The 22,734-nt window shown below is 62.3% G+C and carries 20 protein-coding genes and 1 riboswitch; of the genes, 5 read left to right on the forward strand and 15 right to left on the reverse strand.

Translation table 11 applies throughout. The features are described from left to right. Positions 1-216 precede the first annotated feature (216 nt). The 10 genes from ACXX83_RS03320 to ACXX83_RS03365 all read right to left on the reverse strand — a co-directional run bounded on the left by ACXX83_RS03320 (position 217) and on the right by ACXX83_RS03365 (position 12,679). Positions 217-909: a pseudouridine synthase gene (locus tag ACXX83_RS03320; RefSeq protein ID WP_217837454.1), complete on the reverse strand. Its 693-nt coding sequence runs from the start codon at positions 907-909 to the stop codon at positions 217-219. A gap of 34 nt (positions 910-943) precedes the next feature. Continuing rightward, positions 944-1,162: a cysteine-rich CWC family protein gene (locus tag ACXX83_RS03325; protein ID WP_007979840.1), complete on the reverse strand. Its 219-nt coding sequence runs from the start codon at positions 1,160-1,162 to the stop codon at positions 944-946. Further along, the gene (locus tag ACXX83_RS03330) at positions 1,149-2,642 is read right to left on the reverse strand and encodes a sensor domain-containing diguanylate cyclase (RefSeq protein WP_217837455.1); all 1,494 of its coding nucleotides are present in this window, start codon (positions 2,640-2,642) and stop codon (positions 1,149-1,151) included. Before ACXX83_RS03330 ends, ACXX83_RS03325 begins: the two co-directional genes overlap by 14 nt. 211 nt (positions 2,643-2,853) lie before the next feature. Continuing rightward, a complete protein-coding gene (gene atzF, locus ACXX83_RS03335; RefSeq protein WP_458547561.1) occupies positions 2,854-4,632 on the reverse strand; it encodes an allophanate hydrolase in 1,779 nt (592 codons plus the stop codon). A 25-nt stretch (positions 4,633-4,657) separates the two neighbouring features. Then, complete coding sequence (gene uca, locus ACXX83_RS03340) at positions 4,658-8,302, reverse strand: urea carboxylase (RefSeq protein WP_458547563.1); 3,645 nt, start codon at positions 8,300-8,302, stop codon at positions 4,658-4,660. 289 nt (positions 8,303-8,591) lie between these two features. Continuing rightward, positions 8,592-9,245, reverse strand: coding sequence for an urea amidolyase associated protein UAAP2 (locus ACXX83_RS03345; protein WP_007979832.1), 654 nt, complete (start codon positions 9,243-9,245; stop codon positions 8,592-8,594). An 11-nt stretch (positions 9,246-9,256) separates the two neighbouring features. Continuing rightward, entirely contained in the window at positions 9,257-9,982 is a 726-nt protein-coding gene (locus tag ACXX83_RS03350; protein ID WP_126049828.1) for an urea amidolyase associated protein UAAP1, read from the reverse strand. A 13-nt stretch (positions 9,983-9,995) separates the two neighbouring features. Beyond that, complete coding sequence (locus ACXX83_RS03355; protein WP_015093898.1) at positions 9,996-10,784, reverse strand: ABC transporter ATP-binding protein; 789 nt, start codon at positions 10,782-10,784, stop codon at positions 9,996-9,998. Continuing rightward, the gene (locus tag ACXX83_RS03360; RefSeq protein WP_126049830.1) at positions 10,781-11,596 is read right to left on the reverse strand and encodes an ABC transporter permease; all 816 of its coding nucleotides are present in this window, start codon (positions 11,594-11,596) and stop codon (positions 10,781-10,783) included. Before ACXX83_RS03360 ends, ACXX83_RS03355 begins: the two co-directional genes overlap by 4 nt. A gap of 15 nt (positions 11,597-11,611) precedes the next feature. Continuing rightward, positions 11,612-12,679, reverse strand: coding sequence for a putative urea ABC transporter substrate-binding protein (locus tag ACXX83_RS03365; protein ID WP_126049832.1), 1,068 nt, complete (start codon positions 12,677-12,679; stop codon positions 11,612-11,614). Between the two features lie 60 nt (positions 12,680-12,739). After that, a riboswitch (guanidine-I (ykkC/yxkD leader) is annotated at positions 12,740-12,840 on the reverse strand. A gap of 283 nt (positions 12,841-13,123) precedes the next feature. Between ACXX83_RS03365 and ACXX83_RS03370 the strand changes: the two genes are divergently transcribed. Both ACXX83_RS03370 and ACXX83_RS03375 read left to right on the forward strand, forming a co-directional pair. After that, the gene (locus ACXX83_RS03370; RefSeq protein ID WP_458547565.1) at positions 13,124-13,387 is read left to right on the forward strand and encodes a hypothetical protein; all 264 of its coding nucleotides are present in this window, start codon (positions 13,124-13,126) and stop codon (positions 13,385-13,387) included. Between the two features lie 167 nt (positions 13,388-13,554). After that, positions 13,555-14,022, forward strand: a complete 468-nt coding sequence (locus tag ACXX83_RS03375; RefSeq protein WP_015093902.1) for a hypothetical protein — start codon at positions 13,555-13,557, stop codon at positions 14,020-14,022. Positions 14,023-14,121: 99 nt separating this feature from the next. Here the strand turns inward: ACXX83_RS03375 and dspII are convergent, their stop codons facing one another. Next, positions 14,122-15,234 carry an enoyl-CoA hydratase/isomerase DspII gene (dspII, locus tag ACXX83_RS03380; RefSeq protein ID WP_217837461.1) on the reverse strand — a complete coding sequence of 371 codons (1,113 nt, stop codon included), beginning with the start codon at positions 15,232-15,234 and terminating at the stop codon, positions 14,122-14,124. Positions 15,235-15,366: 132 nt separating this feature from the next. On the opposite strand from dspII, the gene ung reads away from it, so the two are divergent. Continuing rightward, positions 15,367-16,059, forward strand: coding sequence for a uracil-DNA glycosylase (gene ung, locus ACXX83_RS03385; RefSeq protein ID WP_008050720.1), 693 nt, complete (start codon positions 15,367-15,369; stop codon positions 16,057-16,059). Between the two features lie 100 nt (positions 16,060-16,159). On the opposite strand, the gene ACXX83_RS03390 is transcribed toward ung, so the two are convergent. The 4 genes from ACXX83_RS03390 to ACXX83_RS03405 are packed head-to-tail and all read right to left on the reverse strand — an operon-like array spanning position 16,160 to position 20,197. Further along, on the reverse strand, positions 16,160-17,194 hold the full coding sequence (locus ACXX83_RS03390) for an AbrB family transcriptional regulator (RefSeq protein WP_458547568.1): 1,035 nt from the start codon (positions 17,192-17,194) through the stop codon (positions 16,160-16,162). Continuing rightward, a complete protein-coding gene (locus ACXX83_RS03395) occupies positions 17,187-18,701 on the reverse strand; it encodes a tripartite tricarboxylate transporter permease (protein ID WP_008050724.1) in 1,515 nt (504 codons plus the stop codon). The genes ACXX83_RS03390 and ACXX83_RS03395 overlap by 8 nt, the downstream gene beginning before the upstream one ends. Before the next feature lies 1 nt (position 18,702). Beyond that, on the reverse strand, positions 18,703-19,161 hold the full coding sequence (locus ACXX83_RS03400) for a tripartite tricarboxylate transporter TctB family protein (RefSeq protein WP_102698996.1): 459 nt from the start codon (positions 19,159-19,161) through the stop codon (positions 18,703-18,705). Between the two features lie 58 nt (positions 19,162-19,219). Next, positions 19,220-20,197 carry a Bug family tripartite tricarboxylate transporter substrate binding protein gene (locus tag ACXX83_RS03405; RefSeq protein ID WP_015093906.1) on the reverse strand — a complete coding sequence of 326 codons (978 nt, stop codon included), beginning with the start codon at positions 20,195-20,197 and terminating at the stop codon, positions 19,220-19,222. Positions 20,198-20,638: 441 nt separating this feature from the next. Here ACXX83_RS03405 and tctD point away from each other — a divergent pair, with 441 nt between their 5' ends. Both tctD and tctE read left to right on the forward strand, forming a co-directional pair. Continuing rightward, positions 20,639-21,310: a two-component system response regulator TctD gene (gene tctD, locus ACXX83_RS03410; protein ID WP_007979804.1), complete on the forward strand. Its 672-nt coding sequence runs from the start codon at positions 20,639-20,641 to the stop codon at positions 21,308-21,310. Beyond that, positions 21,303-22,691 (forward strand): two-component system sensor histidine kinase TctE, encoded by a 1,389-nt coding sequence (gene tctE / locus ACXX83_RS03415; protein ID WP_126049840.1) that lies wholly within the window; start codon positions 21,303-21,305, stop codon positions 22,689-22,691. The genes tctD and tctE overlap by 8 nt, the downstream gene beginning before the upstream one ends. Positions 22,692-22,734 lie beyond the last annotated feature (43 nt).

The following is a 22,734-nucleotide window of genomic DNA, read 5'->3' on the forward strand; positions in this document are numbered from 1 at the left end:
GATCCAATGCAGTCCGGTCGACGGGTATTGTTATTGGCGGGCAGTCTGCCGGATGAGGCCGGAACCCTTGGGTTCCTACCGGCAAAAAGTTTCTTAGAAGTATGGGGTGACTCATCGGTCACATTTCGGCCGACGTCCTGATTCAAGCAGGGGTCACGTCATCGCGCAAGTGCCATTGGTAAATTGTTCGACAACTTCTGCTCAGCGGTCGCCTGCTTAGATCAATCCGATCTCTTCATCGCTCAGTGGGCGGTATTCGCCCGGTTTCAACCTGTCGTCGAGCGCCAGCGGGCCCATGCGCTCGCGGTGCAGGCGCATCACCTTGTTGTTGAAGTGGCCAAACATGCGCTTGACCTGGTGATAACGGCCTTCGACGATGCTCAGGCGCGCACTTTTCGGCCCGAGCAGCTCCAGTCCGGCGGGTTGCGTGGTGAGGTCTTCGAAGGCGAAGTACAGCCCCTGGCTGAATTTGATCGCGTATTCAGGCCCGATGTCCTGTTCGGTTTCGACGTAGTAGACCTTGGGCAGTTTGGTCTGCGGTTGGGTCAGGCGCCGCGACCAGCTGCCGTCGTTGGTGATCAGCATCAGGCCGGTGGTGTTGAAGTCCAGGCGCCCGGCGATGTGCAGCTCGTCCTTGTCTGGCTCATGGATCAAATCGAGCACGGTCGGGTGCTGCGGATCCCGGGTGGCGCTGACGCATCCGGCGGGTTTGTGCAGCATGAAATGGCGCAGGGGTTTGCCGACTTGCAGCACGTCGCTGTCGACTTCGACGCGGCTGAACTCGCGGACTTCACTGTGTGGGTCGCTGACGACTTTTCCATCAATCCTGACGCGTTTTTCCACCAGCAACAGGCGCACCTGCTTACGGTTGAAGCACGGCAGGTTGCTGAGAAATCGGTCGACACGCATGACTTAGGGATCAGTGAAGAAAGGGCCGCGCATCTTACTTGATCGATTCGGACGCTGCTTGCAACTGCGCCTCGACCTCGGCGCAGCGCGGGCACAGGCACGAGGCATTGCGCAGTTGCGCCGGCAGCGCCTGGAGCACGGCCGGGTCGATGCTGACGCCGTAGCACCAGCAGGCGCGGTCGGCGGTTCGCGGGTCGGCCAGGGTGCAGTCGTTGGGTGCGCCGCAGGCGGGGCAGAGGTCAGGCTGGTTCATGGATGGAGTGAGCCATTTCCACGCAGGTTCGGTTACGGCCACTTTGCTTGGCCCGGTACATCGCATGATCCGCCCGTGACAGCAGGGTGTGCAAGGTGTCATCGGGCTGCAGGGTGGTCAGGCCGATGCTGACGGTCACTCGCAAGATCTGGCCGTTGTAGGTGTAGCTCTGTTGCTCCACGTACTGACGAATTTTCTCGGCGATTATCAGACCGGTCTGACCATCGGTGTCCTTGAGCAGCACGATGAACTCTTCACCGCCCCAGCGGCAGACGATGTCGGAGTGCCGCAGGCAGCTCTTCAGATCCTGGGCAAAACCATTCAATACCTGATCGCCGGCCAGGTGGCCATAGGTGTCGTTCAACACCTTGAAGCGGTCGAGGTCCAGCAGCAAGGCAGTCAGCGGTTTGGGCTCGCGCCGGGCTTCGTGCATGGCCTGTATGGCCAGCAGGTCGAAGCCGCGACGGTTGGGCAGTTCGGTCAGGCTGTCGAGGGTGGCCTGGGCCTGGATCTTGTCCTGAAGGCGCTTGATGACCTGGTTGAGCAGGACCAGCACGATCAGCGTGACCAGCAGGCAGATCAGCAGGTTGAGGTACAGCGACTGGCGGATTTCACCCAGGGCGCTGTCCTCGCGTTTGTCGACGAACAGGTACCAGTTCAGTTCCGGGATGAACCGCACATTGAGGAAATGCCCCTGGCCCTGCACGGAATACTCGTAGCTGCCGCTGTGGGGTTTGGGCAGCCGACTGACCAGGTCCTTCATGCCGTCCAGTTCACCGAGTTTCTGCCCGATGCGCGCACCCTGCGGACCGCCTTCGGCGCCTGTCAGCACGAGGCGTCCGAAGTTGTCGACGAAATATACGCTGCGCTGATAACGCTGCTGGTACTTGTCGATCAGCTTGATCACGGCGTCGACGGTCAGGCCAACCCCGGCCGCGCCGATGAACCGGTCGTTGTAGTCGTGAACCTTGTAGTTGATGAAAAAGGTCAGGTTGTCCTTGTTGGCGAGGTCCGGGTCGACGTTGATCTCGTACGGATCCTTCATGTCCCGCACGCGGAAATACCAGGCGTCGCGGGGCTCGGTGGCCTTGACCTGCTTGAGCACACCCTTGGCGTGGTAGTAAGTCAGGCTGGTGTTGGAGACGAAGAACGCGGTGTAGGCGCCGTAGTGGGTCATGACCTCGTTGAGGTACCGGGTCATCTGGTCGGAATCCTTTTCACCATTGACCACCCAGTCGCGCATGAAGGTGTCGCGGGCCATCATCGAGGAAATCAGGATCGGCCTGACCAGGTCTTTCTGGATTTCCGAGTAGACCGTGTCCGATGTCAGCGGCAGTTCGGTGTTGACGATGTTGTCGCGGATCGAGGCCCGGGAGGCGTAGTAACTGAGAAAGGAGGTGGCGAGGAAGCCTGCGCCCAGCAATGCGACCAGCGTGAGCACCAACGAGCGTTGAGAATACAGCGGCGAGCGAAGCGGCATGGCAGTTCCATTGGCAGTCATCCGATGGCAGGCATTCTAAGGGTACTGCCGGGAAATAACTGCTCCATGTGCGCTGCGAATGGTCGTAAATCTTGTACGGACCTTGTGGGAGCGAGCTTGCTCGCGATGGCGGCGTGTCTGCCACATCAAGGCTGAATGTCACACCGCTATCGCGAGCAAGCTCGCTCCCACAGGGTTATGAGTCTGGTGTTTAGCCCAGTGTTTTCAGGTACATCCGCCAGCCGCCGAAATGGCTGATGTTCACCGCGCCCTCCAGTCCATACGCCTCGCAGATAAACCCGCCCTCCCAGCGACCGTCCGCCAGTTGCACCTTGCCCAGTCCCAGCGGTGCCGGTATCCCGGTCAGGAATGAACCCAGTTCTCGGCTGGGCAACTCCCAGACTTCCACGGCAATCGCCACGCCGCCATCCTTCACGCGGACCATGCCCGGACGCAACGGCGGGCCGCCGGCCAGGGCATGGAGTTGATAATCCGGCGAGCTGAAGGTTGTTTCCAGCAACCGGGCGCCACGCTGCCTGAGCTGCCAGTTCAACGCCAGCCCGTCCAGATGCGCGCCGCAGACCACCAGCCGCGCCCGATCATGGCGGGCAACCGGTGCCGGTGCGGGAGCGGCCAGGCCTTGCTGGCGCTGCAAGGCATCCGCCACGCTCAACAGGTACTGATCGGTGAAGGCCCGGCCAAACAATGTCACGCCCCATGGCAGGCCGTTGTCCATGAAGGCGCTGGGCACGGCGACGGCGGCGTAGTCGAGCAGGTTCATGAAGTTGGTGTAGTAGCCGAGGTCCGAATTGCGCAGCACCGGTTCGGCCTTGAGTTCCGCCAGCGACACCGGGCGGCCGATGGTTGGCGTGACGACACAATCGAGACCTTCCAGCGCTGCGTCGCACAGGGCCTTGAGCGCTTGCAGCCGGTATTGGGCGCGGAAGGTCTGCACGCCGTCGACGGCGGGTGCCTTGGCCAATACAGCGCGAATCACCGGCAACACGGCCTCGGGGTTTTGTGCCATCAACTCCCCGGCCACGCTGTAGCGCTCGGCCACCCACGGGCCTTCATAGAGCAAACGTGCGGCCTCCAGAAACGGTGACAGATCAAGCTCCACCGCTTCGCCGCCCAAGGCCTTGAGACGGTCGATGGCATCACCGAACAACAGCGGGCCTTCAGGGCATCCAAAGAATTGCAGGTCCTGTGCACGTGGTACGCCGAACCGGAACGGCCGTGGTGTGCCGAACGCCGAGCCGTCATTCCACAGCGGGTTGCTGCGGCTGTATTCGTCCCGCGGGTCGAGGCGTGCGGTGAGCGCCAGCAACTGACTGGCCTCCCGCGCCGTGGCGGTGAACGTAGTGACGCAATCGAGGGTACGACAGGCCGGCACCACGCCGGCCGTCGAGATCAGGCCCTTGGTGGCTTTCATGCCGACCAGGTTGTTCAACGCCGCCGGCACGCGCCCGGAGCCGGCGGTGTCGGTACCCAGGGAAAAGCTCGCGACTCCGAGCGCTACCGCCAGCGACGATCCGGCGCTGGAGCCGCCCGACGGATACTCCGGCAACACGCTGTTGGGGCACACGCCATAGGGTGAGCGGCTGCCATTGAGCCCGGTGGCGAACTGGTCGAGATTGGTCTTGCCCAACGGAATCGCACCCAGGGCCAGCAGTTGTTCGACGATGGTCGCCGAACGCTGCGGCACGTAGGCAAATGCCGGGCACGCTGCCGTGGTCGGAATGCCCACCAGGTCGATGTTGTCCTTGATCGCAAATGGCACGCCGTACAGCGGCAGGCTGTCGAGGTCGCGGCCGTCGAGGGCGGCGAGGTACGGCTCCAGTTCCTCGGCGCTTAGCAGGTGAATGAACAGGTGATAATCCGGATTCAGCGCGGCGGCTTTGTCCCGCAGGTTCGTCAGCAATTGACGGGGGTTAAGGCTGCCGTCGCGGTAGGCGCTGCGCAGGGCGTCGAGTTGCAGATTGATATTCATGGTGTCAGTCCTTTTCAAAATGGGTTCAGTCAAGTTCCAGCACCACGACGCGCTGTCCGGCGCGCACCGCCGAACCCGGTTGCACGCGCACCTCGCGCACCACGCCGGCCATGGGGGCGAGCAGGGGGATTTCCATCTTCATCGACTCCAGGATCACCAGCACATCACCGGCCGCGACGCGCTTGCCGGCCTCGACCTGAACCTGCCAGAGGTTGCCGGCGATGTGGCTGTCGACGCTCTGTTGACCGCTGGCCAGCGGCGCCTCCTCGGTCGTCTCCGGGGCCGGCTCTTCGCTGTCGAAATGCGCCTGGCCGCTGGCGATCCAGCGCTCACGCTCGGCATTGAACGCGCTTTTTTGCTGCTCGCGAAACGCGCCGATGGTCTCGGCTTCCTGCGTCAGAAACGCCTGGTAATCCGCCAGGTTCAACTGACTGTGTTCGATGTTCAGGTTGAAGCGCCCGAGGGGGAAATCCTGGCGAATGCGCAGCAGTTCATCGGCGCTGACCGGGTAGAAACGGATCTGGTCGAAAAACCGCAGCAACCATGGCTTGCCATCGAACGCGGCGACTTCGCGGTAGCGGTTCCACATCTGTAGCGTGCGCCCGACAAACTGATAACCGCCTGGGCCTTCCATGCCGTAGACGCACATGTAGGCGCCACCGATACCCACCGAGTTTTCCGCGGTCCAGGTGCGCGCCGGGTTGTACTTGGTCGTGACCAGGCGATGGCGCGGATCGAGCGGGGTGGCGACCGGCGCGCCGAGGTAAACGTCGCCCAGGCCCATCACCAGGTAACTGGCGTCGAACACCGTGCGTTGCACTTCATCGAGGTTCGGCAGGTCGTTGATGCGGCGGATGAACTCCAGGTTGCTCGGGCACCAGGGTGCGTCCTTGCGCACCGTGGTCATGTATTTCTCGATGGCCAACTGGCACGCCGGGTCGTCCCAGGACAGTGGCAGATGGACGATGCGCGAGGGCACCTGCAGGTCTTTGGCGGCGCACACGGCGTCCCATTCGCCGGCGACGATGCCGAGCAGGTCGGCCAGTGGCAGTTGTTCGGGTTGGTAGTGGACTTGCAGTGAGCGGATGCCTGGCGTCAGGTCGATCACGCCGTGCAGGTGTTGGCTTTCCAGGGCTTGCATCAGGGCGTGGGCGCGGAAGCGCAGAACGAGGTCGAGCTCCGGTGCGCCGATCTCCAGCAGCAAATGCGTGTCGCCGGACAGTCGTGCAACCAGCCGCGTATCTCCCTGGCCAATGTCCAATACAACAGGCGACACCATCCCCTGTGGGAGCGGGCTTGCTCGCGAAAGCGGTGCTTCAGACACATCAATGTTGACTGACGCGCCCTTTTCGCGAGCAAGCCCGCTCCCACATTGATCCCATTTCAAGGCCAGGGTGCGGGCGGTCTTGATGTCGATGGGGGAGAACTGCACCTTGTCCCCTGCCTTGAGCTGCCCCAGTTGCCAAAGATCCGCCTCGATCACCGTCACCGGGCACACGAACCCGCCCAGGCTTGGGCCATCCGGGCCGAGGATGACCGGCATGTCCCCGGTGAAATCCACCGCGCCAATCGCATACGGATTGTCGTGAATGTTCGACGGATGCAAACCCGCCTCCCCACCGTCGGCACGCACCCATTCAGGCTTCGGCCCGATCAGGCGCACACCGGTGCGGCTGGAGTTGAAATGCACTTCCCACTGGGTGGCGAAGAAGGTCCCGATGTAGTTTTCCGTGAAGTATTCCGGCGCACCGTGGGGGCCGTAGATCACGCGAATCTGCCGAACCGCCGGCAACTCGGTGACCTGATCTTCTGCCAGTTGTTGACCGGCGCTGCGGTCATTCAGCGCTGGCAGGTGCAACACGTCACCGGCCCGCAAGGCGCGGCCACCGTGCCCGCCAAATTGCCCCAGGGTGAAGGTGCTTTTGCTGCCCAGATAGTCCGGCACCTGCAGGCCGCCACGCAGACACAGATAACTGCGCGCGCCTGCGCCGGCAATGGTGCCGAGGCTCAAGCTGGCGCCTGCCGGAACCACCAGCGCAGTGTTCATCGGCACGCTTTGGCCGTCGAGCAGCAATGGAATCACCGCACCGGTCACCGCCACCACCGCCTCGCAATTGAAGCGCAGCAACGGCCCGCTCATGGTGATTTCCAGCGCCGCCGCGCCTTCGTCGTTGCCCAGCAAACGGTTACCCAGGCGCAGCGCCCGACTGTCCATCGGCCCTGAAGGCGGCACGCCGACCGCCCAGTAACCGAGGCGCCCCGGATAATCCTGAACACTGGTTTGCGTACCGGCGCTGAGTACCTCGAACGTGTTGGCCTGATACACCAGGCCTTCCAGGCAACGGGTCCACGGCTGGCCGCTGGCGAAAGGCGTATCGAGCAGTATCTGGCGCAGGTAATCGCGGTTGGTTTCCACGCCGTAGAGCAGGCTGGCACCCAGCGCTTGATGCAGATCCGCAGCAGCCTCTTCGCGCGTCGGCGCCCAACTGATGACTTTGGCGATCATTGGGTCGAAATACGGCGGGATCTCGCAGCCCGCTTCGACCCAGGTGTCGATGCGCAGTCGTTTGCCGTCGGCGTCAGGGAAATTCACCGCCGTGAGCAACCCGGGGCTTGGCTGGAAATCGCGCCCCGGATCCTCGGCATACAAGCGCGCCTGAATCGCATGACCCTGCGGCTTCAAACCCTGTACCAGATCGCTCAGCGGCGGCAGCTCACCGGCCGCCAGTTGCACCATCCAGCGCACGAGGTCGACGCCCCACACCTGTTCGGTGACGCCGTGTTCCACCTGCAAACGGGTGTTCACTTCCAGGAAATAGAAACGCCGGGCATCGCTATCGAAGACGAACTCCACGGTGCCGGCGCTGCGGTAGTTCACCGCTTTGGCCAGTTTGATCGCCGCCGTGCAAAGTTCATCGGCCATGCCCTCGGGCAGGTTCGGTGCCGGGGTTTCCTCGAGGACTTTCTGGTTGCGACGCTGCACCGAACAATCGCGCACGCCGAGGGCAATCACCTCGCCGCGACCGTCGCCGAACACCTGCACTTCCAGGTGACGGGCACGCTGGATGTACTTCTCGATGAACACCCCGGCGTCGCTGAAATTGTTCTGGCCCAGGCGTTTGACCGCTTCGAAGGATTCGCTCAACTCGGCCGCGTTGCGGCACACGCGCATGCCGATGCCGCCACCGCCGGCGGTGCTCTTGAGCATCACCGGGTAGCCGACCTGTTCACCGGCGATCAATGCTGCGTCGAGGCTCTCGAGCAACTCGGTGCCTTCAAGCATGGGCACACCCTGTTGCCGGGCCAGGGCGCGGGCGGTGTGCTTGAGGCCGAACACCCGCAGTTGTTCCGGTGTCGGGCCGATGAAGGCGATGTCGACGGCTTCGCAGGCTTCGGCGAATGTGGCGTTTTCCGAGAGGAAGCCGTAACCGGGATGGATCGCGGTGGCGCCGCTGGACTTGGCGATGGCGAGGATTTTATCGATCGCCAGGTAGGTGCCGGCGGCTGCGCCTTCACCGAGGCTGTGCGCTTCGTCGGCCTGCAGGATGTGCAGGCTGGCCGCGTCGGCTTCGGAGTAAACGGCGACACCCTGCACGTGCAGTTCACGCAAGGTCCGCAGGATGCGGCAAGCAATGGCGCCACGGTTGGCAATCAGGACTTTTTCGAACATGGCATAACCCCCGGAGGCGATTGCGCATCAGCCTCGACTGGGATGCGGGCCGTCCCGCAGTTTTTCGAAATGCATCGGGGTCGTCCCCGGTGGCAACATCAACGCAGATCACTGTGGGAGCGAGCCTGCTCGCGATAGCGGTGGGTCAGTCAACATCAGTGGTGCATGTGCCGACGCCTTCGCGAGCAGGCTCGCTCCCACAGGGGATATCAGTGTTCTTGCTGTTTGAGGCATTGGCCTGAACGGGCCTGGCACAAGGCAAACAACCAGCGGCGTAAACGTGCGAGTTTCAGTTCCATACCAGGAGCTCCGCAGGTGTCGGGTTGTAGGCGTTGCACGGGTTGTTCAGTTGCGGGCAGTTGGAGATCAGCACGATCACGTCCATCTCGGCGCGCAGGTCGACGTACTTGCCCGGCGCGGAAATCCCGTCTTCGAACGTCAAGCCGCCGTCGGCGGTGACCGGCACGTTCATGAAGAAGTTGATGTTCGGCCCGATGTCGCCCTTGCCCAGGCGTCCGTCGTGGACACAGGCGCGCAGGTAGTTGTCGCGGCAGCTGTGCATGTAGCGCTTCTCCAGGGCGTAGCGCACGGTGTTGCTCTCTTGCGCACAGGCGCCGCCGAGGGTGTCGTGACGCCCGCAAGTGTCGGCGACGATGGTCAGCATCGGTTTGCCGAGGTTGGAATACAGCACGCTGCCGGTGCTCAGGTACACGCTGTTCTGCCGGCGCAACGTGCGCTGCACGTCGTAGCGTTCCTTGGGATTGGCGACGCTGTAGAACAAGGTGTCGACGGCCTGATTGCCTTCAAGATCGAGGATGCGCAGGGTCTGGCCGGCCTTGACCTCCATCAGCCAGGGTTCGCCCGCGGGGATGGTGGCGCGGTAGATCGCGGTGTCTGGTTGCCTGCTTGTGTGAACGGCAGCGGTAGCGATTGCGAGTGACATGGCAGCGATCCTCAGGCGAACAGACGGTCGGTGTTGATGAAGCCGCGCTCGTTCTCCGGGCGCGAGGTGCGGCAGTGTTCGGCGACGCTGGCGTCGGCGTTCATCCAGCTGATCTTCAGCGGTTTCGGTGCATATTCCGGCGATGGATCCATCGGGTGCTGCAGAGCGGTGAGCACCACCAGGGTGTCCATCGGTGCGTACAACTCGATGTAGTCGCCAGCCTTGGAATTGCCCTCGACGAAATGGAAGCGTCCGGCGTCATCAACGTTCACACGACTGAACAGGTTGAGCGTCATCAGCAGATCGGACAGGCCCAACCCCCACTTGCCCAGTTCCACCAGCAGGTTGTCGGTGCCGTTGCGGAAGAAGCCGTTACGCAGTTCCTGATAGCGTCCCGCGCCGTATTTTTCTGCGACCTCTTCGGCGCAGAGCACGCCGCCCAGGCTGTCGCTCCAGCCGCAGGTGTCGGCGGTGATGGCGGCCAGCACGCGGCCCATGTCCGAGTACAGGCAATGGCCGGCGGTGAGCTTGGCGGTGTGTTGGCATTTGAGGCTGTCGGGCAGGTTCAGGCGCTCGGTTTTTTCATTGGCGTTGAGCAGTGTCAAGCTGACGTTGGCGCCGCCGCGCAGGTCGGTCAGGCGCAGCAATTGGCCGCGCTTGAGCACGAAGGAACGATGGCCGCCGCCGGGGAGCATTTCTTCGGCGAAGGGCGGGAACAGTTGGGTCGAATCAGTCATTGTGAAAAATCCTCTAAGCGATACGAAACGTGCCCGCCACCGGCAGCGGCAGGGCGTCGACGGCTTTGCACTGGGCGCGGCGGTCGCTGTTCAAAGGGATGTCGTAGGTGATGCGTGCGCCATAGGCGCCGGGGGCATGCGGGTCGAGGCGGACCTTGTCGAACACCAGCAGGCGCGTGCCGAGGCTGAAGCCTTCGGACAGGTCATGGGTGACCATGAACACTGTCAGCCGGGTCTCGCGCCACAGCTCCAGGAGCAAGGCGTGCATGTCTTTGCGGATGCCCGGATCGAGGGCGCCGAAGGGTTCGTCGAGCAGCAACACCCGCGGCTTCATGATCAGCGCCTGGGCAATGGCCAGCCGTTGTTGCATGCCGCCGGAGAGCTGCGCCGGGTACTTGTCCAGCGAATGGCCGAGGCCGACTTTGTGCAGCAGCACCGAGGCCTGTTCGCGGGCCTCTTTTTTCGCGCTGCCGAACAGGCGCCCGAGCAAGGGCGAACGCGGCAGTTCGAGGCCGAGGGCGACGTTGTCCAGCACGCTCAGGTGCGGGAACACCGAGTAGCGCTGGAACACCACGCCACGGCTGGCGTCCGGCTCACCGGCCAAGGGCTGGCCGTCGAGCAGGATCTCGCCGCGACTGGCGCGTTCCTGGCCGAGCAGCAGGCGCAGGAAGGTCGATTTACCACAACCGGACGCCCCCACCAGTGTGCAGAACTCACCCTCGTTGACGTTCAGGTTGAGGCCCTCAAGTACCACTTGATCGGCGTATTGCTGCCAGACGTTTTTAACGGTGATGAAGCTCATTTGGCGGCCCCCTCATACCAGGGGAACGCCCGACGCGTCAGGTGTTTGAGCCCCCAATCCATCAGCCAGGCGAGCAGGGTGATCCACACCACGTAGGGCAAGATCACGTCCATCGCCAGGTAGCGGCGCACCAGGAAGATCCGGTAGCCAAGGCCATCAGTGGAGGCAATGGCTTCGGCGGCGATCAGGAACAGCCATGCCGAGCCGAGCATCAAGCGCAACGAGATCAACAGCCGTGGCAACAGTTGCGGCAGCACCACCCGCAGCATCAGGGTCCAGGTGGAGGCGCCGAGGGTCTGGGCCTTGATCAGCAGTTCCACGGGAATTTCCCGGGCACGCTGTTCCAGGTCCCGGGCCAGCGCCGGGGTGATGCCGATGACGATCAGCATCACTTTCGACAATTCCCCCAGGCCGAAGACGATGAACAGGATCGGCAGGATCGCCAGCGGTGGCACCATCGACAGCACCGTCAGCAGGGGGGACAACGGCGCACCGAACAGCGGCAGGGTGCCTGCGGCGATGCCCAGGCACAGCCCGGCCAGGGCGCTGATGCCCAGGCCTATGGCCAGGCGTTGCAGGCTGGAGGCCGTGTCCTGCCAGAGCAGGTATTCGCCGGTGCGGGTGTCGGCCACGAAGGCCAGGCGTTTCACTGCATCGGCCATCTGCACGGCGCTGGGCAGCAGCTTGTCGTTGGGGTTGTCCAGCAGTCGCTCGGCCGAACCCATGAAATAGGCGAACAGCACCAGGGCGAACGGCAGGATCACCAACAACAGGCGACTCGGGCGGTCCGGATGACGGTTGATCAGGCGCATGGCCGGTTCTCCTGATTACAGCTTGGCGTCGGCGGCCATTTGCACGTAGCTCGGGTCGAAGCGCAGCTTGAGGTTGCCTTTGTCGCCGCTGGTCACGCCGTTGGCGAAGGCCATGCCGACAGCGCTGGTGTCCTTGGCGCCTTCACCCAGCAAGCCGTGCTGGAAGGAGAACTCGGCGACTTTGCGCATGGTTTCCGGCAGTTGCTTGCTGGTGCTGAACGCCAGGGCTTCCTTGGGCGTGGCGAACAATCGGGTGGTGTCCAGTTGCGCCTGGAAACCCGCCAGGTCAGTGCCCGAGGCCTTGGCCATGTGTTCCAGTGCGGCTTTGCCGGCGGCGTTTTTCGCGTTCATCAACTCGACCACTTCAAACCAGGCACCGGTCAGTGCCTTGCCCAGGGCCGGGTTGTCTTTGAGGGTGGCGCTGTTGACCACCATCATGTCCATGATTTCGCCGGGGATCTGGCTCGAATTGAACACTTCGGTCACCGCGGGCTTGGCCTTGATGTCCGAGAGCATCGGGTTCCAGGTGGTGACGGCGTTGACCTGTTCGGTGTTGAAGGCGGCCGAGATATCGGCGTCGGAGGTGTTGACCACTTTCAGGTCTTTCTCGGTGAGGTCCACCGAATCCAGCGCCCGGGCCAGCAGGTAATGGGAGACCGAGAGCTCTACCAGGTTGACGTCCATGCCCTTGAGGTCGGTGACTGTCTTGCCTTCACCCTTGAGCACGATGCCGTCGTTGCCGTTGGAGAAATCACTGACGATCAGCGCGGTGCTGTCGACGCCGCCGGCGGCCGGAATGGTCAGCGCGTCCATGTTGGTCATGGTGCAGCCGTCGAACTGGCCGGCGGTGTACTGGTTGATCGATTCGACATAGTCATTGAGCTGCACCACGTCGATCTGGATGCCGTACTTCTTCGCCCATTTGTCGACGATGCCCTGGCTGCCGGCGTACTCCCACGGCATCCAGCCGGCGTAAATGGTCCAGCACACGCTGAAGTGGTCTTTTTGGGCAGCCTGGGACGAGAAGCTCACGAGGGCGGCGAACGCAGCGGCGAGCAGGGCGGGTAAACGAAGCTGGGACATGGTGGTTCTCCAGTTGATCAAGGACGGACAGGACGGCAGCGGCACCGCTAACGGTGGCTTGTCTCCCGGGCTTTTGTCCCGCCGTGTAACCTCAACTGGAGGTCGCCAACTCTCGGACCAGTCACTCGCGTTTGCGAGCCGGAACCCTAGTCAGCCATTTGCAAATTGTGGTGCCGCGAACCTGTAGTGACTCCTGCACCCGGTTGTTAAAGCGAGAGGCGTGCCAAGTTGGCCCGAGCGCTCTAGCGTGGGAGACAGGGAGGTTGACGGTGTTGATTGGAAAGGCGCACTGCCTTGTGATGGTGCGCGGGTGCACCGCTTTGGAACCTGTCCGCCGCTGATCAGACGGTGGGTGCGACATCGCACTTGGCAGGGGATTGCCAGTCAAAACAGGTGTCAGCCGGTGTGTGCCGACTGCTGTCACAGGTCTTTACGGAGGCCGCCATGTTACGTCGATTGTTGTTGGCTGCAGTGCTTGGTCTCGGATTGTCTGGCTGCTACTACTACGACGGTCCTGTCGACGTCTACGGGGGATCTTATTACTACCCCGGCTATTACTCGCCCTATTACTACGGTTACTACGGTCCGCGCTATTACGGTGGTTATCGCGCCTATTACTACGGCGGGCATGGTTATTACCGTGGTCACGGTGGTGGACATCATGGCGGTGGACACCATGGCGGTGGACATCGTGGTGGACACCGTTGATCAGGGCGTGAATGGATGAAAAACCTTTCATCGGGCAGATGTTTCTACTTGTTTCGGGGACGCACCAGATTCCGAATTCGGTGTCTGATCTTTCGACAGTCACCGAACATTTGACTGTCGCCTGCCAGCGTCGCTGGTGTGGCTCATCCGCGGTCCAGGAGGCCGCCATGCTCTGTCAAAAAAAGCTGCGCCGAATTCTACTGCTTGCAGTGTTGGGATTGTCCCTTGGTGGGTGCGTGCCTTACTACGATGAAGGAGGCAGTTACTACAGTTCCGAGGTCTATACCTCGCCATCGCCAACCTATTACGCCGCAGGGAGTTCCTACTACTCCAATGGTGGCGGTTACTACACACCGCCGCCCCGGTACTACGTGCCTCCAGCGCGGTATTACCAGCCGACACCGCGCTATTACTCACAGCCGCGGATATATCAACCGTCGCGCTATTACTCGCAGCCGCGGATGCATCAATCGTCGCGCCATTCCCAGTCGGCCACTCGTTATTATCAGCCGTCGCGGGGCGACTACCGCACGCATCAGAACCATGGCTGGGACGGCCGTAACCGCGGGAACTGGAACAACGACTATCGCGGTAACGGTCGCGGCTATCGCAACGGGCGGGGCGGCCACCGCTAATCTGTCAGTCAAATGTCAAACCTGTGGGAGCGAGCCTGCTCGCGATGGCGGTGTGTCAGGCACTCCGTCTTCGCGAGCAGGCTCGCTCCCACAGTTTTTTCAGTATTCGGACAAATCCGCCAGCGGATGCCGACCTTCCCAGGCCTTGTGAAAATGCGCCTCGACCACAGCGTCCGGCACGGTGTTGATGTCCGGCCAGTGCCAGTGCGGCTTCTGGTCCTTGTCGATCAACCGCGCACGCACGCCTTCACTGAATTCCGGATGACGGCAGCAGTTGAGGCTCAGGGTGTATTCCATCTGGAAGACTTCGGCCAGCGACAGGTGCCGGGCCCGGATGATCTGTTCCCATACCAGATGCGCGGTCAGCGGCGCGCCTTCACTCAGGGTCCTGGCCGCACGGCTGAGCAACAGGTCGCTGTGGTCGCGCAGGGCGCTGATGGCCTTCCAGGCGCAACGCACATCGCTGACATCCAGTAGCTCGTCGATCTGTCGACGACGCGGCAGCCACTGGGCTTCGGGCATCTGCGCCACGGCTTCCTGCTGCAAGGCCTTGAGCAGGCTGTTGAGCTGCATGGGTGTCTGTTCCTGCCAGTTCAGTTGCAGCAGGCCTTCGATCAACTTCGGCTGCTGCTCATCGAGCATAAAACGATCCGCCAGGTCCAGATCGATGGCATCGCGGCCGTTCATATGCGCGCCGGTCAGGCCCAGGAACAACCCGAGCTTGCCGGGCAGGCGCGACAGGAACCAGCTGGCGCCAACATCCGGGTACAGGCCGATGCTGATCTCCGGCATGGCCAGGCGGCTGCTCGGCGTGACGATACGGGTGCTCGCTCCTTGCAACAGTCCCATGCCGCCGCCAAGCACATAGCCGTGCCCCCAGCAGATCAACGGCTTGGGGTAGGTGTGCAGTTTGAAGTCCAGGCGATACTCCGCCGCAAAAAACTGCGCAGCCAGTGGCGGTACTTCACCCGGATGGACGCGACAGGCTTGCACCAGGCTGCGCACTTCACCGCCGGCGCAAAAGGCCTTGGCGCCATTGCCGCGCAACAGGACGCAGACGATCTGCGGGTCCTTGGCCCAGGCTTCCATGCGGTCGCGCAGGGCGTTGATCATGGGCAGGGACAGGGCGTTCAGGGATTTTTCGGCATCCAGGCTGGCGATGCCGATGCGTGCGCCGTCGGTGCCGGTGAGTTCTTCGAAGTGCAGATTCATCGTGACCTCGATCGGGAATTTGAGGGTTAAGTATGATCGCTGTGTGGGAAAGTGCCGGATCTGTATCAGATCAATTGACAAGCGTGGTGAGCTTTCCTAGGGTTCGCCCCATTGTTTTTGCCGGATGTAACCATGACTGCTGACGACCGTATCAAACTCGAACCGGGCTGGAAGGAGGCACTGCGTGCCGAATTCGACCAGCCTTACATGGCAGAGTTGCGAAACTTCCTGCAACAGGAGCGGGCGGCCGGCAAGGAGATCTATCCGCCGGGGCCGATGATTTTCAACGCGCTCAATTCCACGCCGCTGGACAAGGTCAAGGTGGTGATCCTCGGCCAGGATCCCTATCACGGCCCGGGCCAGGCCCACGGTTTGTGCTTCTCGGTGCAACCTGGCGTACCGGCGCCACCGTCGCTGGTGAACATCTATAAAGAGCTCAAGCGCGACCTGAACATCGACATCCCCAACCATGGCTACCTGCAGAGCTGGGCCGATCAGGGCGTGCTGATGCTCAACACCACCATGACCGTCGAGCGCGCCAACGCCAATGCCCACAAGGACAAGGGCTGGCAGTTTTTCACCGATCGGGTCATTGAAGTGGTCAGCCAGCAGCAGCCGCACCTGGTGTTCATGCTGTGGGGCGCCCATGCCCAGAGCAAGCAGAAGCTGATCGATGCGACCAAGCACCTGGTGCTGACCTCGGTGCACCCGTCACCGCTGTCCGCCTATCGCGGCTTCCTCGGTTGCGGGCACTTCAGCCGCACCAACAAGTTTCTGGAGCAGAATGGCGAGACGCCGATCGAGTGGCGGTTGCCGCCGGTTTGATGTGTTGACGGTGCTGGCCCCTTCGCGAGCAGGCTCGCTCCCACAGGGATCACGCGACCCCTGTGGGAGCGAGCCTGCTCGCGATGAAGTCGACTCGGTCTTACTCCGGATTGCGATTCCAGTACTTGAACAACGGCTCCGCCAGAAACAGCACAAACAACAACCTCATCACCTGCATCGCCGTCACCAGCGGCACCGACAATTGCAGGGTCTCCGCCGTCAGGCTCATCTCGGCGATACCGCCCGGCATCATGCCCAATGTCAGTGAGCGCAGATCCAGGTGGGTCAGCGCACTCAAGCCCAGTGCTGCGGCAGTCGCAATCAGCATGGACAGCACCGTGCCGATCAAGGTGCGGCCCATGAACGATGGCGCACGCCGGAAAAACTGCCGGTTGAAGTGACAGCCCAGACCGCTGCCGATCAACCACTGGCCGATCTGGCTGCCGCCGTTGGGTAAGCCAATGTGCAAATCCCAGCCGATGCTGACCGCCGCACTGACCAGCAACGGCCCGAACAGCCAGGGGTTGGGTTGACGCAGACGCTCCCAGATCCAGGCCGCCAAAGCGCCAGCAGGAAACAGCACCGCCAGCCAGCGCCAATCGATGCTGCCCGCGTGGGAAATCGGCGCACCGTCACCCAGCAGATACTTGAAGGCTGCTGGTACGCACAGCACCACCACCAACACCCGCAAACTTTGCCCCGCCGCGACACGGCTGAGCACCGCACCATTGCGCGCGCCGAGGTTGACCATCTCCCCGGAACCGCCGGGCATGCTGGAAAAGAACGCGGTGGCGCGATCTTCACCGGTGCGGCGCATCAGCCATACGCCAACCACGGCGGACAGGCTGGTGACCAACGCACCGAAGAAGATCAGTCCGAAATGACTGAGCACCTGCTCCATCACCAGCGGGGTGAAGTGCAGGCCGATACCGATGCCGACGATCCACTGGCCGCACTTGCGGCCGCCAGGGATTTCGGCCAGTTGCCAGGGGGTCAGGCAGCGCACGAGGATGATCGCCAGCAACGAGCCGACCATCCACGGCAAAGGCCAGCCGACCTGGCTGGCGAGGTAACCGCCCAGCAGGCCGACCAGCGGGGTTCCCCACCAGGCTTTGAAAGGTGTTCGATCAGACATCGGCGATGACGCGCCGGGTAACCGAACGTTTACGCCAGATACGCACAATGGGCACCAGCAACATGACCACGATCAACCCCCAGACACCGACGGTGATACCGCTCGACCAGAGAATATCCAGCGATCCGTTGGAAATCGACAGCGCCCGACGCAGGTTCTGTTCCATCAAGCCACCGAGGATGAAACCCAGCAACACCGGGGACAACGGGAAGTCCAGCTTGCGCAGGATGTAACCGAAGATGCCGATGCCGATCATCAGGAACAGGTCGAAGGTCGTGGCATGCACGGCATACACGCCAATGGCGGTGATGATTGCGATCATCGGCACCAGCGCCCAGTTCGGTACGGCAAGGATTTTGGTGAAGATCCGGATCATCGGAATGTTGAGGATCACCAGCATGATGTTGGCGATGAACAACGAAGCAATCAGGCCCCAGACGATGTCCGGTTGCTGTTGAAACAGCAGTGGGCCCGGCGTGATGTTGTACAGCGACAACGCACCGATCATCACGGCCGTGGTGCCCGAACCGGGAACGCCGAGGGTCAGCATCGGCACCAGTGCACCGCACGCTTCTGCGCCAATGGCGGTTTCCGGTGCAGCCAGGCCACGCTTGTCGCCTTGTCCGAATTTTCCGCTTGGGCCAGCGATACGTTTCTCGGTCATGTAGGCCACGGCGCTGGCCAGTGTGGCGCCCGCACCCGGCAACACGCCCATGATGAAACCGAGCACACCGCAACGCATGTTCACCCAGAACACCGAAGCGGCTTCCTTGAAGTTGAACAGCATCCGGCCGGTGGCCTGGAAAGCTTCCTGGCCACGGTGGGTTTTTTCCAGCAGCAGGAGGATTTCGCTGATGGAAAACAGGCCCAGCACCAGGACCACGAATTGAATGCCATCGGTGAGGTGGATGTTGTCCCCGGTGAAACGGTAAACGCCGCTGTTGGCATCAATGCCGACGGTCGACAGGAACAGGCCGATCAGCGCCGCGATGAACGTCTTGAGCGGCCGGTCACCCGCCATGCCGCCGAGGCAGACAATGGCGAACACCATCAGTACGAAATACTCCGCCGGACCGAAGGCAATCGCCCATTTCGCCAGCATCGGCGCGAACACGACCATCCCGCAGGTCGCAATGAAGGCGCCGATGAACGAACTCCACGCCGACAACGACAACGCCACACCGGCCAGACCCTGGCGGGCCATCGGGTAGCCATCGAGGGTGGTCATGACGGTGGAAGCTTCGCCCGGGATGTTCAGCAGGATTGAACTGATACGACCGCCGTACTCGCAACCCAGGTAAACCGCGGCCAGCAGGATCAATGCCGACTCCGGTGGCAGGCCGAGGGCGAAAGCGATCGGGATCAACAACGCCACGCCATTGATTGGGCCCAGCCCCGGAAGCAGGCCGACGACCGTACCGATCAGCGTGCCGCTGAGTGCGGTCACCAGGTTGTAAGGGGTGAGTGCGACACCGAAGCCGTGACTCAAGTAACCAAGCGTATCCATATCAGTTCTCCAGAACGTCGAGCAGGCCCAGAGGCAGTGGCACGTCCATGACTTTGTCGAACAGCAGGTACAGGCCGACACTCATCAGGCTGATGATGATCGCGCCCGGCAGCCAGCGCCCGCCGTACAGGCGAGCCATTGGAATGCCAACCAGCATGCTGCTGAGGATGAAACCCAGCGGTTCGAACAGCCCGGCGAAGACCAGCAGCAACAGCACGCAAACACCAATTTTGGTCAGGGTCTCGCGATCCATCGGCGGATCTTCATCGGTGTGCTTGATCGGCGAGGGCCGATACACCATGTAAACCAGCGCCAGGCCCATCAGCCCCAGCATCAACAGGGGGAACGCGCGTGGGCCGATCGGTTCGTAGGAAAAAGGTGCCTGATAGGGTAAGGCCATCAGCACCAGGCTGAGACAGGCCAGCAACAGCACCGAAGCAAAAATGCGTTGTAAGAGCATGAGGAACTCCTGTGCCGCGACTCCGCCAAACGGAGTCGCAGCCGCTAGACAGAGGCGATCACTGGATCAGGCCGAACTCTTTGGCCAGCACTTTGTAGTCCGCGACCTGCTTCTTCACATAGGTGTCCAGTTCCGGGCCGGTCATGGCGAACGGGAACAGTTCACGCTGGTCGCGCAACTTGGCGAACTCCGGTGAAGCCAGCAGTTTGTCGAAGGAGTCCTTCCACCAGGCGTAGTCCTCGTCGCTGACCTTCGGCCCCAGGTAGAAGCCGCGAACCACCGGCCAGACGATGTCGTAGCCTTGTTCGCGGGCGGTCGGGATGTTCTTCATTTCCGGCTCGTCCAGACGCTTGTCGGAGAACACCGCCAGCAGACGCATGTCACCGCTCTGGATGTGCGGCATGGAGTCGGAAATGTCGGTACTGCCAACCTGGATATGACCGCCGAGCAGGGCCGTGGCGATCTCGCCGCCACCTTCGAGGGCGACGTAACGCAGGTCACGCGGATTGATCCCGGCGGCCTTGGCGATCAGCGCGGTCTGCATCCAGTCCTGGCTGCCGACGGTGCCGCCGGAACCGATCACCACTTTGCTCGGATCTTTCTTCAGTGCCTGGACCAGATCGTCGAGGGTCTTGTAGGGCGAATCGCTCTTCACCGCGATGGCGCCGTAGCTGGTGCCGACGGCGGCCAGCCAACGCACATTGCTTTCATCGAAACGACCGAACTTGCCTTGGGCCAGGTTCAGCAGCGAACCACTGGACCAGGCCACCAGCGTACCGGCATCGGCCGGACGCTGGGCGACCACCGCGTTGTACGCCACCGCGCCGACACCGCCGGGCATGTAAGTCACCCGCATCGGTTTGGTCAGCAGTTTTTCGTTGACCAGCGCGCTTTGCGCCAGTTTGCAGGTCAGGTCGAAACCACCACCGGGCGAGGCCGGGGCGATGCATTCCGGGCGTTTGGGCTCAGCCATGAGTTGGCCGGCGAACAGCACACAGCTGGCGGCGAGGGCGAAACGGCGCATTGAACGATTCATTTTTGTCTCCAGTGGAGTTTTTGTTTTTGGGATGATTCAGGTGCGACGATTTCGCGCGGTGCTGGCGTGTTCGAATCCGCACGGATCGAACGACGGGCAGCCGGCTTCGGCGCTGGCAAGCATAAAAATCGGGGAGCGAGAGAAAGGGCGGGGCGGGCAAGCCTGAAGCTGTGTGGACAGCATGGTGCAGTACCTCGTTTATTGTTTTTATTGGCGAAAACGCTTCGAGGCGTTTTTCGGTAGTTACATGTCAAAGCACGTTTTCAAACTACGATTCGATGGTCTGCAGTCGAAACCATCCGTGGGGCGACTCTAACGACCCAACCTTTCGCTAACCTTTCAGCGGGCTTTCACGGTTTTTCGGGCTTCACAGCGGTGTTTGCGGCTGTAAACTCCGCGCCAAAGAATGGCGTCGGCCATCCCTGAACGAGGTATAGATCCATGCGTGTCCTGCTCGTCGAAGACCATTTGCAGCTCGCTGAAAGTGTCGCCCAGGCGCTCAAGAGCACCGGGCTGACTGTGGACGTTCTGCACGATGGCGTGGCCGCCGACCTGGCGCTGGGCAGCGAGGAATACGCCATGGCGATCCTCGATGTCGGCCTGCCGCGCATGGATGGTTTCGAAGTGCTGGCGCGCCTGCGGGCGCGGGGCAAGAACCTGCCGGTGCTGATGCTGACCGCCCGCAGCGACGTCAAGGATAGGGTCCATGGCCTGAACCTCGGCGCCGACGATTACCTGGCCAAGCCGTTCGAACTGACCGAACTCGAAGCCAGGGTCAAGGCGTTGCTGCGCCGCAGTGTGCTGGGCGGTGAACGTATCCAGCGTTGTGGTGTGCTGGCCTATGACCTGGAAACCCGGCGTTTCACCCTCGGTGAAGAATTGCTGACCCTGACCTCCCGCGAACAGGCGGTACTCGAAGCCCTGATCGCACGCCCCGGTCGGGTGATGAGCAAGGAGCAACTGGCGTCGCAGGTGTTCGGTCTGGATGAAGAGGCCAGTCCCGATGCGATCGAAATCTACGTGCACCGCCTGCGCAAGAAGCTTGACGGCCAGCCGGTCGCCATCGTGACCTTCCGTGGCCTCGGTTACTTGCTGGAAAGCCGCGATGCATAAGCCCAGCAGCTTGCGCTGGCGGTTGTTGTGGAACCTGGCGCTGTTGCTGGTGGTGTTGATGCTGGCCAGCGGGTTGAGCGCCTACTGGAACGGTCGTGAAGCCGCCGATACGGCCTATGACCGGACCTTGCTGGCCTCGGCGCGCACCATCGCCGCCGGCGTCTCCCAGCGCGACGGCACCCTGAGTGCCGACGTGCCCTACGTGGCCCTCGATACCTTTGCCTACGACAGTGCCGGGCGAATTTTCTACCTGGTCAATGATATCAATCAGAAGCTGATTTCCGGTTACGAAAACCTGCCCGCGCCACCGCCGGGAACGCCGCGCACCGATGATTACCCGGCGCTGGCGCGCTTCTACAACGCCCAGTACCGCGGGCAGAACGTGCGCGTGGTGAGCCTGCTCAAGCCCGTGAGCGAGCCAAACATGAACGGCATGGCGGAAATCCGCGTGGCGGAAACCGATGAGGCGCGCGTCAGCATGGCCCGCAGTCTGGCGGCGGATACCTTGCTGCGCCTGGGCATGCTGGCAATCGGTGCGTTGATGCTGGTGTGGTTTGCGGTGAGTGCCGCGTTGCGCCCGCTGGAGCGCCTGCGCACGGCGGTGGAAGAGCGCCAGCCGGACGATCTGCGCCCCTTGCCATTGGTGGAAGTGCAGCGCGAATTGTGGCCGCTGGTGCGCGCCCTCAATCACTTTACCGAGCGTCTACGTGGACAGTTCGAGAAGCAGGCGCAATTCATAGCCGATGCCGCCCACGAGCTGCGCACGCCATTGGCAGCCCTCAAGGCGCGACTGGAGCTGGGCATGCGCTCAGCCGAGCCCGAAACCTGGCGCAGCACGCTGGAGACCGCCGCCCAGGGCACTGACCGCTTGACCCACCTGGCCAATCAGCTGCTTTCCCTGGCACGGGTCGAAAATGGCGCCCGGGCGATTGCCGAGGGGGGCGCGCAGTTGCTCGACCTCAGTCAATTGGCTCGGGAGCTGGGCATGGCCATGGCGCCGTTGGCCCACAAGCGCGGCATCGCGCTGGCGCTGGAAGCGGATGAACCCGTCTGGTTGCGGGGCGAGCCGACGCTGTTGAACGAACTGCTGAGCAATCTGGTGGATAACGCACTGGCTCACACGCCGCCGGGCGGCAATGTGATTCTGCGAGTCTCGGCCCCCGCCGTGCTGGAAGTCGAAGATGATGGCCCCGGTATTCCTCTTGAGGAGCGTGACCGGGTATTCGAGCGTTTTTACCGGCGCAATCAGCAAGTGGCTGGCTCAGGGTTGGGTTTGGCGATTGTCGGCGAAATCTGCCGCGCGCATCTGGCGCAGATCAGCCTGCATGATGGAGAGCGGGCGGGGTTGAAGGTGCGGGTGAGCTTTGTTGCAGGGGATTGATGCAGTGTCTGTTCTGGCCCCTTCGCGAGCAAGCCCGCTCCCA

The organism is Pseudomonas sp. GNP012 (assembly GCF_054343835.1).